11 protein-coding genes (1 of these 11 running past the window's edge) are annotated in these 15,912 nt (G+C 69.3%); 8 read left to right on the top strand and 3 right to left on the bottom strand.

Annotated elements, in window-relative coordinates; genetic code table 11:
- The 8 genes from UAJ10_RS08830 to UAJ10_RS08795 all read left to right on the top strand — a co-directional run.
- On the top strand, positions 1-1,567 hold a 1,567-nt coding region (locus UAJ10_RS08830), incomplete at its 5' end, for an SDR family oxidoreductase (RefSeq protein ID WP_322915009.1).
- A 50-nt stretch (positions 1,568-1,617) separates the two neighbouring features.
- Entirely contained in the window at positions 1,618-2,619 is a 1,002-nt protein-coding gene (locus UAJ10_RS08825) for a TauD/TfdA family dioxygenase (RefSeq protein WP_322915008.1), read from the top strand.
- Positions 2,616-4,280 (top strand): cyclic peptide export ABC transporter, encoded by a 1,665-nt coding sequence (locus UAJ10_RS08820; RefSeq protein WP_322915007.1) that lies wholly within the window; start codon positions 2,616-2,618, stop codon positions 4,278-4,280. Before UAJ10_RS08825 ends, UAJ10_RS08820 begins: the two co-directional genes overlap by 4 nt.
- Positions 4,277-5,989 (top strand): cyclic peptide export ABC transporter, encoded by a 1,713-nt coding sequence (locus UAJ10_RS08815; protein ID WP_322915006.1) that lies wholly within the window; start codon positions 4,277-4,279, stop codon positions 5,987-5,989. The genes UAJ10_RS08820 and UAJ10_RS08815 overlap by 4 nt, the downstream gene beginning before the upstream one ends.
- Complete coding sequence (locus UAJ10_RS08810; RefSeq protein ID WP_322915005.1) at positions 5,986-6,750, top strand: thioesterase II family protein; 765 nt, start codon at positions 5,986-5,988, stop codon at positions 6,748-6,750. Before UAJ10_RS08815 ends, UAJ10_RS08810 begins: the two co-directional genes overlap by 4 nt.
- 147 nt (positions 6,751-6,897) lie before the next feature.
- Positions 6,898-7,503 carry a YcjF family protein gene (locus UAJ10_RS08805; protein WP_322915004.1) on the top strand — a complete coding sequence of 202 codons (606 nt, stop codon included), beginning with the start codon at positions 6,898-6,900 and terminating at the stop codon, positions 7,501-7,503.
- A gap of 117 nt (positions 7,504-7,620) precedes the next feature.
- Positions 7,621-7,818 carry a hypothetical protein gene (locus tag UAJ10_RS08800; RefSeq protein ID WP_145620636.1) on the top strand — a complete coding sequence of 66 codons (198 nt, stop codon included), beginning with the start codon at positions 7,621-7,623 and terminating at the stop codon, positions 7,816-7,818.
- A gap of 2 nt (positions 7,819-7,820) precedes the next feature.
- The gene (locus UAJ10_RS08795; protein ID WP_322915003.1) at positions 7,821-8,996 is read left to right on the top strand and encodes a prohibitin family protein; all 1,176 of its coding nucleotides are present in this window, start codon (positions 7,821-7,823) and stop codon (positions 8,994-8,996) included.
- Positions 8,997-9,032: 36 nt separating this feature from the next.
- On the opposite strand, the gene UAJ10_RS08790 is transcribed toward UAJ10_RS08795, so the two are convergent.
- From UAJ10_RS08790 to UAJ10_RS08780, 3 genes are all read right to left on the bottom strand, one after another.
- On the bottom strand, positions 9,033-10,373 hold the full coding sequence (locus UAJ10_RS08790; protein WP_322915022.1) for an anti-phage deoxyguanosine triphosphatase: 1,341 nt from the start codon (positions 10,371-10,373) through the stop codon (positions 9,033-9,035).
- A 108-nt stretch (positions 10,374-10,481) separates the two neighbouring features.
- Positions 10,482-10,829 (bottom strand): RidA family protein, encoded by a 348-nt coding sequence (locus tag UAJ10_RS08785; RefSeq protein ID WP_322915002.1) that lies wholly within the window; start codon positions 10,827-10,829, stop codon positions 10,482-10,484.
- A gap of 230 nt (positions 10,830-11,059) precedes the next feature.
- Positions 11,060-15,912, bottom strand: partial view of a hypothetical protein gene (locus UAJ10_RS08780; RefSeq protein ID WP_322915001.1) — the 3' end only. Its footprint extends 26,416 nt past the window's final position; only the last 4,853 of its 31,269 coding nucleotides appear in the window; the start codon falls outside the window, past its right edge; it ends in the stop codon at positions 11,060-11,062.

Raw genomic sequence — 15,912 nt, 5'->3', positions numbered from 1 at the left:
CTACCGCCTGTCGCAGTCGACGGAGGGCGATCACCGCGCCGGCACCCCGCCCCAAGGGCCGGTGGAGGAACTGGTGGCCGCGATCTGGTCCGCCGTGCTGAAGGTGGGCGGCCTGCGGCGCGAGGATGACTTCTTCCAGTTGGGCGGCGACAGCCTGCGCGCCACGGCCATGGTCAACCGCGTGCGCCGGGACTTCGCCTGTACGGTGAACGACCTGTACGAGAACCCCCGGCTGGAAGACTTCGCCCGGCGCTGCCGACCGCAGGCCGGCCAGCTGACCGCCCTGATCGCCGGCGCCCGCGCGCATTGGCAAGCCTTCAAGGCCCGCGAGGCCGCGTTCGAGGTGGCGCGCGAGGCCACGCTGGAGCCCCTGTTGGCCGCCTATCACCAGCGTTATGAGGCCCTGGCGGCCTCACCCCCGGTGACAGCCCGCCCCTATGGCCATGTCCTGCTGACGGGCGCCACCGGCTATCTCGGCGCCTACCTGTTGCGCCACTTGGCGGCGGACCCGGCACGGCGCGTCACCGCCCTGGTCCGTGGCCGCGACGATGCGGAGGCGCAAGGGCGGCTTTCCGAGGTGCTGCGCCATTATTTCGGCGACGACGCGGCGGCGGATCTGCTGGCGTCCGGCCGCGTCCAGGCCTGGGCGGGCAACCTGCGCGCCCCCGACCTGGGCCTGGCCCAAGGCCGGCGCGAGGCCCTGGCCGTCGAGGCCGACGCCATCCTGCACTGTGCCGCCAACGTAAACCACTACGGCCACTACCACGACAGCCACGCCGACAACGTCCAGGCCACCCGCCACCTGCTGGACCTGGCGGTGGAGCGCGGCCGGCGCACCGGCCACACGGCGGACATGCACTTCATCTCCACCCTGTCGGTGTGCGGCCGGTCCCCGGACGATGGCTACCGCCTGTACACCGAGTATGACGAGCACCACGCGACGCTGGACGACAACTACTACGTCCGCAGCAAGCAGGAGGCGGAGCATCTGGTGGTGGCGGCGCGGGGTGAGATCGCCAACGCCAGCATCCATCGGGTCGGCAATGTCGTCTTCGCGACGGAAGGTGGCGCGCTTCAGCGCAACATCCGCCAAAACGCCTTCTTCCGCCTGACGGCGGCGCTGACCCGTCTGCGCTTCGTGCCAGAGGACATGCACGCCTGGCTGTGCCATGTCGACAAGGTGGCGGAGGCGGTGGTGACCCTGGCGCAGGCGCCGGATCTGGCCCACCACATCCATCACGTCGATCACGCCCGCCGCGATTTCCTGGCGCAGGTCATGCGGAGGGCCCCCGGCATGGCCGGTCACCTGGGCACGGGCAGCTACAGCCAATTGCTGGACCGGATCGAAGCCGCCCTGAACGACCCGGCGATGGAAAAGCCGCTGGCCGAGCTGCTGCCCACCTTCGGCATCTATCGCCAGGAATCGCCGCACGAGCGCGACCGCCGCACGGAATTGGCAACGGCCAAGACCCAGGCCCTGCTGGCCCGCCTGGGCTTCCGCTGGCCGGACGGGCTGCCGCCCGACGGCCTGGCCGCGATGATGGAGGCCGCCCGTGACGCCCACTGACCTTTCCCCAAACCCCTCAGCCCATCCTGTTTCCAAGACGGTGACGAGCCATGTTGACCCATCTTGAGGACCTAGGCCTACGCATTGGCGACTTCGCCCTGTCGCCCGTGCCCGAGCGGGAACGCCTGTGCGTGCAGGCGGCGTTGCGGGACTTCTACGGCCCCGACATCCGGATTGAGCGGCTGGTGCCGCCCACCGCACCCGTGGCGTTGCGCGCCGCCCTCACCGCGGCAAGCCCCACCCTGGCCGCCACGGCCGAGGCGCTGTGCCATATCCTGGAAACCGACTACAGCGGCATCGCCGTGCGCCAGGCCGGCTTGGCACACCTGGAGCTGGAGGAGCGGGCCCAGGTGCTGTTCGCGCTGGCCGCCTGCATGGGCCGGCCGACGGCGACCGACCAGGTGAACCGCCGCGTCATCTGGGACGTGAAGGTGCGGCAGCAAAAGGCGGCCACCACCTTTTCCGAGCATGCCGACGAGGCCGACCTGCACACCGACACGCAGTACTTCGCTCGGCCGGAGCGGTACATGATGCTGTACTACATCCGCCCGGCGGCCTGCGGCGGGGGTATATCCCTGGTGCGGGACCTCCAGTGCCTGAAGCGGTCGCTGTCCGCGACCGAGGAGGGGCGCTGGGCCATCGACCTGCTATCACGCAAGGTGCTGCCCTTCCGCATCCCCGGCGTCTTCACCGCCAACGGCGGCACCGACACGGTGGAGGTGACCTTCGCCACCATCTTCGCCGAACGGCCCGGCATCCGCTTCCGCGCCGACACGCTGATGAAGGGGCTGGCCCTGCACCCCGCCGCCGACACGCCGGACGTGCGCCGGGCGCTGGAGCTGCTGCTGGCGGAGGCGCGGCGGCCGGAGGCCCTGCTGCAAATCTCCATGCCGGCTGACAGCATCCATTTCGTGAACAATCACATGGCCTTGCACGGCCGCACCGCCTTCGTGGACCATGAGCGCCATGTCTGGCGCATCCGCGTCGACGATGACGTGCCGCTGTCCGCCTATGGCGGCGCGGACGCCCCCAGCGTAGGACGGGCCGCGTGAACCTTCTTCGCCTCATCAAGCTTATCGGTCCCGCCCGCATCCGGCGCCTGTTGTTGGCGGCGGCGGGATCGGCGTTGTCCAGCACCCTGATCCTGGTCATCGTCAACGCCGCCGCTTCCGAAATCGCGGAGCAGCAGCGCGCGGGCGTCAACTACGTCCTGGCCGGGGCCTTCCTGGCCAGCCTGGCCGCCTACATGGCGACGGAAGGCTGGATGGTCACGCAGATGGCCGCCTACCTGGAAGAGGTGGTGGACACGGTGCGCATGCGCCTGGTGGACCAGGTGCGCCGGTCCGACCTGCTGAAGCTGGAACGGTTCGGCCAGGCCCGCCTGTTCGAAAGCGTGACCCAGGCGGGGCAGCTGATCTCCCAGAACTCCGAGTTCATGGCCATCACCCTGCGCTCCGTCCTGTCGGTGATCGCGGTTCTGGTCTACATGGCGGTGCTGTCGCCGTTGGCCTTCTTCGTCATCTCCGCCGTGCTGGTGGGCGGGGCTTGGTTTTATGTCCGCCTGAGCAAGGCGCTGGAGGAACAGCAGGTCCTGCTGATGGCGGAGGAGGAGGCGCTGTTCGAAAGCGTGTCGGACCTGTTCGACGGCTTCAAGGAACAGCGGCTGAGCAGCGCCCGGAGTGACGATCTCAACGCCATCTTTGTCACCACTTCGGACCGCACCATGGCGCAGCGCGGCCGGGTGCACATGCACACCTGGCAGCAGTTCATCTTCGGCGAGATGGTCTTCAATTTGATGCTGGGCATCCTGGTCTTCGTGCTGCCCCATTATTCCACCAGCTTCTCGCAGCAGATGGTGAAGGTCGCGGCGGCCGTGATCTTCCTGTCCACGCCCATTTTCGGCCTGATGCAGTCGCTGGCGGTCATGACCGCGGCCGACGGCGCCGCCGGTCGCATGCTGGACCTGGAAAAGGATCTGGCGGCCCTGGCCGAGCCCGGGCAGGACGCGTCCCCCCTGGATCTGCCGGCCGATTTCCGGGAGATCCGCCTGGATGGGGTGGAGTTCACCTTCCCCGCCCCAACGGGCGAACCGGCCTTCGCCGTCGGTCCCTTCGACCTGACCCTGCGCCGAGGCGAGGTGGTGTTCATCACCGGCGGTAACGGCTCCGGCAAGTCCACCTTCATCAAGCTGCTGACCGGCCTGTACCAGCCCATGCGCGGCCGCCTGATGGTGGATGACCTGGCCATCGGGCCGCAGCGGCTGGACCCCTATCGCGAGCAGATGGCCACCGTCTTCGCCGACTTCCACCTGTTCGCCCGCCTCTATGGCGTAACGGCGCTGGACACGGCCGAGATCGATGAGCTGATGCGCTGGATGGAAATGCAGCGCGTGACCCGGGTGGAGGGCGACCGCTTCGCCCGCCGCGACCTGTCTGCCGGCCAGCGCAAGCGCCTGGGCCTGGTGGCGGCCCTGCTGGAGCACAAGCCCATCCTGATCCTGGATGAATGGGCGGCGGACCAGGACCCCCACTTCCGCCGGAAATTCTATCGCGAGGTGGTGCCGGCCCTGAAGGAACGGGGCCTGACCCTGATCGCCGTCACCCACGACGACCAGTATTTCGACGTGGCCGATCGGCGCCTGCACATGGAGGAGGGCCACCTGCGCGAGGTGCCGCTGGATACCGCCTGGCATGGGCGGGAGGGGCGGGCATGAGACTGGCCAAGGTCGTCCTGCGGGAGATCCCGCAGAACCTGAAGATGCTGACCTTCATGAATCTGGTGTCGGCCATCGCCACCACCGCCCTCTTGGGCCTGGTGGCGGCGGCCAGCCAGGAGGCGGACAAGGTCGACGCCCGCCTGGTGCTGATGTACGCCGTGACCATCACCCTGTTCTGCGTGTCGCACAACGCCATCCTGGTGACGGCGTCGCGGGATGCCGAGCGCCTGATCCACACCTTCCGCATGCGGGTGTTCGACGCCGTCCGGCGGGCCGACCTGGTGACGGTGGAGCGTATCGGCCGCGCCGCCCTGCACGGCGTGCTGATCCAGGACACCCAAATCCTGGCCCGCGTGCTGCCCATCCTGGCGGTGGGGGCGCAGCAGGCGGTGATGCTGGTCTTCCTGGCCTATTACCTGGCCTATCTGTCGCCCCTGGCCTGCGTGCTGGCCTTCGCCTTCGCCGGTCTGGCGGTGTCGATCCGCTATCGCCGCACCCGCTCGTTCAAGGAGATGCTGGCGGAATCCGGTCAGGCGGAGGCCGATGTCTTCGATGGCCTGACCGACCTGACCCAGGGCTTCAAGGAGGCGCGCATGAGCCGCCGCCGGGCCGACGCCCTGGTGGGTGCCGTGGGCGCCGCCTCTGCCCGCGCCCGCCGGGTGAATGTCGAGACCAAGACGCAGTGGGTGCGCAACTTCTCGCTGATCGAGGCCATGTTCTACGCCCTGATCGGCCTGATGGTCTTCGTCGTCCCCCTGGTGTCGGCGGAGTACTACAAGGTGGTGGTGCCGGTGACGACGGCCGCCCTGTTCATTGTCGGGCCCATCAGCACCGTGTCCTTCGTGACGCCCATGGTGTCCATGGCCGAGCGGGCCCTGACCAATATCGAGCACATGGAACGGCGCCTGGCCGAGGCCGCCGGCCGCTGGGCCGTCACCGCCGACGCCCCCGTACCGGCCGGCCGCGCGCCGCTCGATGGGGAAATGGTGGAGGGCGGCGAGGCCTTGCCGGCGCCCCGGTCCATCGCGCTGGCCGACGCCGGCTTCGCCTACCGCAACGACGATGGGACGCCCAGCTTCGCCGTGGGACCGCTGACGGCGGAATTCCGGGGTGGGGAGGTCTCCTTCATCACCGGCGGCAACGGTTCCGGCAAATCCACCATGCTGCGCCTGCTGACCGGGCTCATGCCGCTGGACCACGGCGTCCTGCTGGTCAACGGCGCCCCCGTGCCGGCGTCGGCTTTGCAGGGCTATCGCGACCGGATCTCGGCCATCTTCTCCGACTATCACCTGTCGCGCCGGCTCTATGGCGTGGCGGCGCCGGATCCCGCGCGGGTGCGGGCTCTCCTGACCCGGCTGGAGATGCAGGACAAGGTGGCGGTCGCGGACGGCGCCTTCACCACCGTCCGCCTGTCCACCGGCCAGCGCAAGCGCCTGGCCCTGGTGCTGGCGCAGCTGGAGGACAAGCCGGTCATCGTGCTGGACGAATGGGCGGCGGACCAGGACCCCCATTTCCGCGCTGTCTTCTACGAACAGCTGCTGCCGGAGATGAAGGCGCGGGGCAAGGTGGTCATCTGCGTCACCCATGACGAGCGCTGGTTCGACCTGGCCGACCGCGTCTACCAGATGTCCGAGGGGCGCCTGCGCCTGGTGCATCCCGTGCCGCCCGAGCCCGGCCCGGCCGAACCGGCGGAGGCCCAGGCATGAGCTGGCTGCATCCCCTGGTCCGGGGCACGAACCCTATTGGTACCGTCGTCGCCTTCCCCTATGGCGGCGGTGGCTTGAACGCGCTGAACTTTCTGGCCAAGGGCGTGCCGCCGGGCCTGGACGTCTGGGGCGTGCTGCTGCCCGGCCGGCCGGGCCGCTGGCAGGAGCCGGCCGCCACACGCATGGACCAGGTGGTGCCGTCCATCGTGGCGGCGCTGAAGGCCCTGCCCCGCCGGCCCCTGGTCCTGGCCGGCCATTCCCTGGGGGCCGCCATCGCCCACGCGGTGGCCGAGGCCTTGACGCGCGAGGGGCGGCCGCCCTTGGGCCTGGTGGTCTCCGGCCGGCGGGCACCCCATTTGCCCCCGAACCGCACCCCGGTTTGGGAGCTGGACGACGCCGGCCTGGACCAGGAGCTGCGGCGCCTGGGCGGCACCCCGCCCGAGGTGCTGGAGAACCACGACCTGATGGACCTGATGCGGCCCCTGCTGCGCGCGGACTTCACCCTGTCCGACAGCTATCGGGTGGCCGCCCCCGCCCCCCTGCCCCTGGACCTGGTGGCCCTGGCCGGCGACGCCGACACGACCGTGACGGTGGACGAGGTCGCGGCCTGGGAAACGGTCAAGGCGCGCGGCTTCCACCTGCAAACGATGAGAGGAGGTCATTTCTTCATTCAGGAAAACCCGGACGATTACGTCCGTCTTATCCACAGTCTATTTTTAAAGAACGCATTGGCGGCGCCCTCAACCGGGGAACCGCTGTAATGAGCCCGTTATTGGTTAGCCCATATCGTCGGGTTGCCGGCCCTTGCCGGCGGCCAGTCACATCGGGCCGTCCCCCCGGGGATGGAACAAGCCGGACCCGTGGTCCGGACCGGTCACCCCTCAACGTCTTCTTTGGAGCGTGAGATCATGGTCACGAAGAAAGAACTAACCCCAGAAGAGGCCGCGGCGGCCGGCCCCGAGGCCGTGTCCCCCACGGCCACCACCACGGAAGCGCCCGCCGCCCCGGCCGAGACGACCCACGCGGCCGTGGCCGTGGCGGATGACGTCGCCGTCCGCCACATCATCCGCACCCACGTCCTGCTGGCGGCCGGCTCGGCCGTCATCCCGGTCGTGCTGCTGGATGACGCGGTGCTGGCCGGCGTGCAGCTGAACCTGCTGCGCGAACTGGCCAAGCACTACGCCGTGGATTTCCGCGGCGACATCGGCAAGGCCGCCATCGGCACCCTGCTGGCCACCGTCGCCCCGGCGACGCTGGGCGGCAGCCTGCTGGGCTCCTTCGCGTTCCGCCACACGCTGAAGGCCATCCCGCTGGTCGGCCCGGTCCTGGGCCTGCTGACCCAGCCGGCCTTCAACGCGGCCTTCACCTACGCCCTGGGCAAGGTGTTCGCGCAGCACTTCGCCTCCGGCGGCACCTTCCTCACCTTCGACCCGGCCAAGGTCACGGACTTCTTCAAGGAGAAGTTCAACGAGGTGCGTGGTAAGTCCGTGCAGACGGCCGCTGCGGCCGCCTGATCGCGTTTGAATTGTGGTACCCTTGGAGTGGGATCGGCGCCAACCGTCCCATTCCAAGGTCCACGACTTGTACGGCGCCCCCTCGCGGGGCTCCACTCGCACGGGAATGCGCACCTCATGCCCTTGACCGTCATCGTCATCTACCTGCTGGCCTGCATCCTGTGTGGTGTCATGGGCCGGAACACCACCATCGGCTTCATGGGCCATTTCCTGCTGGCCTTGATCCTGACGCCCCTGCTGAACTTCCTGATCCAGGCGGTGGGCCGGCAGAGTTCGCGGGTGCGTGACCAGTTGCGGACGCCGACCGAACGATGACCATGGCCGAACCCGGGGCCAAGACCGCCCCGCATCCCTTCCGTCAGCGCCTGAAACGCTGGGCCGACGCCAACAGCCTGTCGCTCTATGCCGCGGGGCTGTTGCTGCTGCTGGCGGCGCTGGCCCTCGCCCCCGCCGTGGTCGTCGCCGTGCCTGCCGGTTCCGTCGGGGTGCTGTGGCACCGCTTCGGCAACGGCACCGTCACCGACCATGTGCTGGAGGAAGGGACGCACGTCATCGCCCCCTGGGACCAGATCTTCATTTACGACAGCCGTCTGCAGACCCTGACGCGCACCTATCCCGCCGTGGCCGCCAACGGCCTGACCATGGAGGTGGAGATGTCGGTGCGCTTCCGCATCAATCCCCACGCGGCTGGCCTGGTGCACAAGCTGGCGGGTCCGGACTACGCCGACACGCTGGTGCGGCCCAAGATCGCCTCGCTGCTCTATGAATTCGTCTCCCAGCACAGCCCGGAGGAGTTCTACTCCCTCAACCGAGCGGAGATTCAGGCCTATCTGCTGAAGCGCGACCGTGAGGAATTTCCCCTGCCCACGCGGGAGACCGCGCCCGACACCCTGACGCTGGAGGAACAGATGGCCAGCGGCCACGGTCCGGCCCTGGTGCGGGTGGAGGACATCCTGATCTCCAGCGTCACCCTGCCGGACAGTGTGCGCGCCGCCATCGAGCGCAAGGCCGAACAGCAGCAGATCATGCAGGAGTACGACTTCCGCCTGGCGCGCGAGGCCAAGGAACGCGACCGCAAGCGCATCGAGGCCGAGGGCATCCGCGACTTCCAGGCCACGGTGGCCAACACCATCACGCCGGAATACCTGCGCCTGCGCGGCATCGAGGCGACCAGCGCCTTCGCCAACTCCCCCAACGCCAAGACCATCATCATCGGCGGCCGCGACGGCCTGCCCGTCATCCTGAACACGGGCGACGACGGCCACCCGCAGGAAGCGCCCAAGCCCCCGGCGAATGAACAGGGCCGCGCGCCCGCCCCCCGGGCCGAGGCCGCCAAGCTGGCGCCGGGCGTCGCCCCGGTCGCCAAGCGGCCGGAACCGACGGTGGCGCGCGAGGTGGCGCCAGGACCGGTCACCGCCCCCACCGTCCCGGCGGAGGCCCCGCCCCTGCCCAATGAACCGACGGGGCCGGCGGCGGATCCACCGCGGCGCTGACGTGTCTCTGGGGCGGTCCACCCGCCCCAGGGGCCCTCACAGCTGGTCGAAGACGGATCCCATGTGCGGGCTGAATAGCCGGTCGTAGGTCTTCATCAGAAAGTTGTCGGTCATGCCGGCGATGTGGTCGCAGATGACCCGCAGGCTGTCCCCCTCCTGCCGATAGCGGGCATAAACCTCGCGCGGCAGGAAGTTCGCGGGCTCGGACGCCATGGCCTCGAACACCGAAACCACCATCTTCTGGCCCTTGAACTCCAGCTGCTGCACGGCCGGGCTGAGGATGACGATGTCCATGACCGCCTGCTTCAGCGCGTCCAGGAACCCCCGCGCGCGGTCGTCCATGGCGGCGCGATAGCGGATCAGCGGTTCCTGGAACGCCTCCCTCGTGTCGATGCGGCAGCTGGCGATCAGGTAGTGGACCATGCGGCCGATGAACAGCTTGCGCTGGTCCTCCGCCCCGAACAGCCGGTCGACGAAGGTCGCGTAGGCATCGCCGCCGAATTCCTCGGCATAAGGCACGCGCAGCATGTCCAGGAAGGCGGCGCACCGTTCGGGGGGCACGCGGCTGATGAAATCGTCCCGCCCTATCAGCCGCAGGGCCAGCGCGTCCTCCAGGTCATGCACGCCGAAGCCGATGTCGTCGGCCAGGTCCATGATGCTGCAGTCGAAGGACTTGTGCAGGGGCTTGTGGTGCCTGCCGTCCTGGGGGGCATAGGCGCGAAAGGCGTCCCGGTCCGCCGCGCTCAAGGGGGCCAGGATCCAGTCGACCACATCCGCCTCGCTGTCCATGTAGCATTTGGGCGGCTTGGACGCCTTGCGGTCGATGATGCGGATGGTGGTGGCCTTGGCGTCCAGGCCGGGCCGCACCACCGGATTGGCGACCTCACGGTAGGCCACCGGGTATTTCAGCACACCCAGAAGGGTGCGGCGCGTCAGGTTGGCGCCGGCCCCCTCGGGAAACTTTTCCAGCCGGGACAGGACGCGCAGGGTCTGCCCGTTGCCTTCGAAACCACCATGGTCGCGCATGCAGTAGTTCAGCGCCACCTCCCCACCGTGGCCGAAGGGCGGATGGCCCAGATCGTGGGTGCAGCCGATGGCCTGGATGCGGGCGATATCCGGCAGGTGGGGATGGGCCGGATGGTCGGGGAAGTGGTGCTGGAACTGGCGCACGATGCCACCGGCGATCTGCGCCACCTCCAGCGAGTGGGTCAGGCGGGTGCGGTAGAAATCGCTGTCGCCCAAATTCAGGATCTGGGTCTTGCCTTGCAGCCGCCGGAAGCTGGCCGAGTGGATGACCCGGGCGTAGTCGATATCCGCCGGCTGGCGCGTGTCGCTGGTCTGCCCCCGCCGATCGCCCCGCCGCTCATCCCACACCATAGGCACCCTCTACCCCCGCCTGCCAACCCGCCGGGCCAAATCAGGCGGGAGTGTAGCGGGCGTGGCCGGGAAATGCCGCAGCTAATCCTCGGCCGTCGCCCACGAGATTCACCGTGCCGCGATGGCCGTCATCTCTACGGCGAAATCGGGGTAGGCCAGCCGTGACTCGACCGTCGCCCGGGCCGGCGGATTGTCGGAATCCACCCAGCTGTCCCAGACCGAATTCATCTCGTCGAAGCCGGCCATGTCGGCAAGGTAGATGGTGACGCTGACCAGGTTGGCCTTGGTGATGCCGGCCTTGGCCAGGGTTTCATCGATTTGCGCCAGCACATCCTCGGTCTGCGCCGCGACGGACTGGCCCCGCGCCGTGTCCGCGACATGGCCGGCCAGGAACACCAGGCCATTCACGGCGACGGCATCGCTCCACCGTTGTGCCTTGCCGATGCGTTCGATCATTCGAAAAGCTCCCCTCTTGCATGCGCGACCCGCCGGGCCCGCGGAGAGGTTATAGCCGCACATGGCCCTGGCGGAGAACCGTCGCGGTCCGGCCGGCGGTGGGCCTGACCCGGCCGGACGTGTGGCGAGGGCTAGCGGGAATAAGCCCGTCCACACATCCGGCCGGCGGCCCCCTGCCCCGCCGCTGGCGGCTGGCGGGACTTGGCAGGGAACCCGTTAAGATCGCCCCCTCAGAAGTCGAAGGTGGCGCGCAGAACCCCGGCGTGGCTCTGGTAGTCGCGGCGCAACTCACCGGAGTATTCCAGCCGCAGCTTGAAGCCGTCGCCCTGGTCCAGGGTGGCGCCCACGCCGATGCCCAGGCCATCGGCCGCGGTGCGGCCTGTGCTGCTGACGAAGCTGGTGCCGGCCAGGACGCTGGTGGTGGCGATGGGTCCATTCAAATAGTCGTGCACCCAGGTCAGGCGCAGGTCCGGCAGCAGCCGGCCCCATGCCGTCCCTATAGTACCCGACAGCTTGGCGCCCAGCTCCTGCGTCAGGTTGTCCACCTTCAGGGCGCCCACCGCCATGTTGGCCACGCCGGCGTCATGCTCGTCATAGGCGTGGTTGGTCAGGCGCACGGCCCGCAGGCTGGCCTGCGGCGTCAGGGTGAAGCTGGCGGAGACCGGCAGGTCATAGCCCACCGTCACCTTGCCCAGATACTGTTCCCCGCCATAGTTGGCGTTGGCGCGGGCGCCGAGGAAGCCGATCCAGCGGCGCTGGTCGTAGTGGTTGTAGCCGAAGCTGGCCTGGCCCTCGACCGACAGGCGATGGTCCGCCCAGTCGGGCCGCCAGACGCTGTAGGCCGTCAGCTGGTAGCTGGCCGCCTTGGTCTGGCTGCCGGCGGCGCTGCCCTCGCCATTGACCGAGCCGTTCAGCCAGCTGAAGGCCAGGCCCGCCATGACATCGTCGTTGGCGTACCAGTCGACGCCCAGCACCAGGCCGGCCGTGGTCCCGCTGTAGCCCGCCGCGTCGGCGTTGTTGCCGCGCAGCACGCCGCCACCCAGGATCTCGCCCCACACCGCCCCCTGCTGACCGTCGGAGCCGGCCGCCGCCCCCTTGCCGTTTACATCCCCCATTGGGCCATCCATATACGCCGCCGCATGCTGCTGGTGCTGGCTGATGGCGTTGGTGGAGGGTGTCACGGAGAAGGTGTTGATCTGCGGCGTCAGCTGGCTGGGCGAGAGCTGGATCACCGCCAGCTGCTGGGCCTCGCCCGACAGCTTGGAAAGGCGGGTCAGCGCCGCCGTCTGGAAGGCCTGGGCCGCCGCACTGCTGCTGTTGGCGATGGCGTCCAGCGCCCGGCCGGTGCCCACCCCCGGACCGCCCGCCGCCAAGCCCACCGCCGTGTAGCGCGTGCTGGGCTGGGTGGGGCTGGTCGGGCCTGTGGGGCCGGTGGTGCCGCCGCTGCCGCTGCTGAGCGTCAGGATCAGGTCCGTGGCGCCGTTGGCGGTGATGGTGGAACTGGTGACGGTGTAGCCGGCGGCCGTCAGGGTCAGGTTGCTGGTCGTCAGCGTGGAGCCGGCCGACGCGATGGTGTAGCTGCCGGCCGACAGCTGCCCGCCGTTGACCGCCGTCAGGACCACCGACCCGCCCGTCAGGCTGGCGCTGCCGCTGATCACCAGGCTGCCGTAGCTGGTGGTGGATGACACGCCGACCACCAGGCTGCCGGCCGTCTGGCTGTAGCTGCCGGTGATGTTGACCGCGCTGTTCACCAGCAGGGTCGCCCCGCTGTTCACCACGCCATGGCTGCCGACGTTGATGCGGTCGTTCAGCATCATGACGCCGCGCACGAAACGCAGGTCGGAGCGGGTGTTGGTGATGGTGCCGCCGGTGAACACGCCGGGTGCGGCATCCGTGCCGCCCTCGACCACCAGGTCGTTGGCCGACAGGTTCACCACGTTGCCGCTGAGGGTGCCGCTGTTGACCAGCGTGCCCAGCGTGCCGGATCCTGCGATGTACAACGCCGTGGCGCCGCCCGCCGTGTTGGCCAAGGTGCCGGTGACGGTCAGCGTGGTCAGGCTGGCGCCGATGTAGTCGTTGCCCGCCGCCGCCAACAGATTGCTGCCGCTGGTCACCGCGTTGGCCGACAGGCCAGTGATGCCGCTGGTGACCGTGGCCCCGGCGTAATTGGAGCCCGTGCCGCCCTGGATCAGGGTGACGCGGTCGCCCGCCAAGTAGTTGCCCACCGCGCTGACCCCGGCGTTGACCACGCCGCCCGTCACGTTGGCAGCCCCGCTGACGGTCAGCACATGGCCGCCCGTGGTCAGGGTGCCGCTGCTCTGGCCGAAGTTGCCCGTGACCGCCACGTCGGATGCCAGGGCGATGCTGGCGCCGGCGTTGCTGACGGTGTGCGTCGCCACGTTCAGCGCATCAGCCAGGCTGATAGCGCCCGAGGCGAACACCACGTTGGCCCCGGTGTTGGTGATGGTGCCGCCGGTGAAGCGGCCCACGGCACCGTTGCCACCACCGTTGATGGTGAGGTCGCGGGTGCTGGTGTTGACCACGTTGCCGCTGATCAGGCCGCTGTTGGCCAGGTTGCCCAGCGTGCCGGTGCCGGCGATGTACAGCGCCGTGGCCCCGCCGGCCGTGTTGGAAAGATTGCCGGTGACGTTCAGCGTGGCCAGGCTGGCCCCGATGTAGTCATTGCCCGCCACGGCCAGCAGGTTGGTCCCGCTGGTGGTACCGGTGGCATCAAGGCCAGTGACACCGCTGGTAACCGTCGCACCGGTATAGCTGGAGCCGGTGCCGCCCCGGATCAAGGTGACGCTGTCGCCGACAACGTAGTTGCCGGTGGCGCTGACGCCGGCGTTGACCACGCCGCTGACGCTGGCGGCGTCGCTGACGCTCAGCACATGACCGGCGACCGAGAGCGTGCCGGCCGACTGGCTGTAGGCCCCCGTCACATTGATGTCGCTGGCCAAGCTGATGCTGGCACCGCTGTTGGCCACGGTGTGGCCGGTGGCGACAATGGCGTCACCCAGGCTGACGGCGCCCGAGGCGAACACCACGTTGGCGCCGGTGTTGCGGATGGTGCCGCCGCTGAAGCTGCCCACCACCGTGCCGCTGCCGCCGGTGATGGTCAGGTCGCGGGCCGACTGGTTGACCACATTACCGCTGATCAGGCCGCTGTTGGCCAGGCTGCCCAGCGTGCCCGTGCTGGCGATGTACAGCGCCGTGGCGCCGCCCGCATTGTTGGCCAGCGTGCCCGTCACACTGAGCGTGGCCAGGCTGGCGCCGATGTAGTCGTTGCCCGCCACGGCTGCCAAGTTGCTGCCGCTGGCGGCACCCGTGGCGTCCAGGCCCGTCAGGCCGCTGACCACCGTGGACCCGGTGTAGGTCGAGCCGTCGCCGCCCCGGATCAGGGTGACGCTGTCGCCCACCAGGTAGTTGGCCGTGCCCGCCATGCCGGCATTGACCACCCCGCCCGTGACCTGCGCCGCCCCGCTGACGCTCAGGACATGCCCGGCCACCGACAGCGTGCCCGCCGTCTGGCTGTAGTTGCCCGTCACCGCCACGTCGCTGGCCAGCGTCAGGCTGGCGCCCGTGTTGGCCACCGTGTGGCCGGTCACGTCGATGGCGTCGGCCAGACTGACCGCACCCGACGCGAAGGTCAGGTTGCTCAGGCTGTTGCGGATGGTGCCACCGGAGAAGCCGCCCACCGCGCCGCCGGTGCCGCCCACGACCACCAGATCATTGGCGCTGTTGTTGATGACATTGCCGATGATGGCCCCGCTGTTGGCCAGGGTGCCCAGGCTGCCGGCGCTGGTGATCAGCACCGCCGTGGCGGCGTTGATGGTGCCGCTGTTGGTCAGGGTGCCCAGAGTGCCGCCGACATAGTCGCTGAGCAGCGTCAGCAGCAGGTCGGTGGCCGATCCGTTCGTGCCACTGCCCAGCGTGGCGCTGAAGCCGCTGGCGGCCGCGCTGAGGCCGCTGGTGGTCAGGGTCCCGCCCACCTCGGCGATGGTGTAGCTCTGGCCCGCGATCAGGTTGCTGCCCGACAGCGCCGTCACGGCGACGGTGCCGCCGGTGAAGGCGGCGTCGCCGCTGACCAGCAGCTCACCCGCCGTGCCGCTGCCGATGCCCATGGCCAGGGTGCCCGCCGACTGGCTGTAGTTGCCCGTCACACTGATGGCGTTGGTCAGCAGCACGTTGGCGCCACTGTTCACCAGCGTGCCCGCGCCGACATTCACCTGGTCGTTCAGCAGCAGGTTGCCGCCGGCCAGGATAACGTTGGCGCCGGTGCTGGCCAGGGTGCCACCCGTCAGGGTGCCCACTGTGCCACCCGTGCCACCGGTGATGGACAGGCCGGCACCGCCGGCGTTGGTGATGTTGCCGGATATCGTGCCGCTGTTGGCCAGGGTGCCCAGCGTGCCCGTGCTGGCGATGTACAGCGCCGTGGCGCCACCGGCGGTGTTGGTCAGGGTACCGGTGACGTTCAGCGTGTTCAGGCTGGCGCCGATATAGTCGTTGCCGGCCACGGCCAGCAGGCTGGTGCCGCTGGTGGTGCCGATGGCCGACAGCCCGGCCAGGCCGCTGGTCACCGTGGCGCCGGCGTAGCTGGAACCCGCGCCGCCCTGGACCAGGGTGGTGCTGTCGCCCACCAGGTGGTTGGCCGTACCGCTCAAGCCGGCATTCACCACACCGCCCGTCACCTGCGCGGCACCACTGACGTTCAGGCCATGGCCGGACACGGCCAGCGTGCCGGCCGTCTGGCTGAAGTTGCCCGTCACGGCCACGTCGCTGCCCAGGGTCAGGCTGGCGCCGTTGTTGGCGACCGTGTGGCCGGTGACGTCGATGGCGTCGGCCAGGTTGACCGCGCCGCTGGCGAAGGTCAGGTTGCTCAGGCTGTTGCGGATGGTGCCGCTGCTGAATGACCCTATCGCCGTACCGCTGCCACCCGCGATCACCAGATCATGGCTGCTGCTGTTGAGCAGGTCGCCGATCAGGGCGCCGCTGTTGGCCAGCGTGCCCAGGCTGCCGCTGGCCGCGATGTAGACGGCCGTGGCGGCGGTGAGGGTGCCGGTGTTGGCCAGCGTGCCCAGCG

It is taken from the genome of Nitrospirillum guaranorum, assembly GCF_034653275.1.
GTDB lineage: Bacteria > Pseudomonadota > Alphaproteobacteria > Azospirillales > Azospirillaceae > Nitrospirillum.
The sequence above is the reverse complement of the archived record's forward strand: the minus strand, read 5'-3'. Positions and strand labels throughout refer to the sequence as shown.

Bases quoted from the DNA above. Each gene is read 5' to 3' on its own strand.
- UAJ10_RS08825 (WP_322915008.1), top strand. From the start codon at position 1,618: ATGTTGACCCATCTTGAGGACCTAGGCCTACGCATTGGCGACTTCGCC.
- UAJ10_RS08815 (WP_322915006.1), top strand. From the start codon at position 4,277: ATGAGACTGGCCAAGGTCGTCCTGCGGGAGATCCCGCAGAACCTGAAG.
- UAJ10_RS08810 (WP_322915005.1), top strand. From the start codon at position 5,986: ATGAGCTGGCTGCATCCCCTGGTCCGGGGCACGAACCCTATTGGTACC.
- UAJ10_RS08805 (WP_322915004.1), top strand. From the start codon at position 6,898: ATGGTCACGAAGAAAGAACTAACCCCAGAAGAGGCCGCGGCGGCCGGC.
- UAJ10_RS08800 (WP_145620636.1), top strand. From the start codon at position 7,621: ATGCCCTTGACCGTCATCGTCATCTACCTGCTGGCCTGCATCCTGTGT.
- UAJ10_RS08795 (WP_322915003.1), top strand. From the start codon at position 7,821: ATGGCCGAACCCGGGGCCAAGACCGCCCCGCATCCCTTCCGTCAGCGC.
- UAJ10_RS08790 (WP_322915022.1), bottom strand. From the start codon at position 10,373: ATGGTGTGGGATGAGCGGCGGGGCGATCGGCGGGGGCAGACCAGCGAC.
- UAJ10_RS08785 (WP_322915002.1), bottom strand. From the start codon at position 10,829: ATGATCGAACGCATCGGCAAGGCACAACGGTGGAGCGATGCCGTCGCC.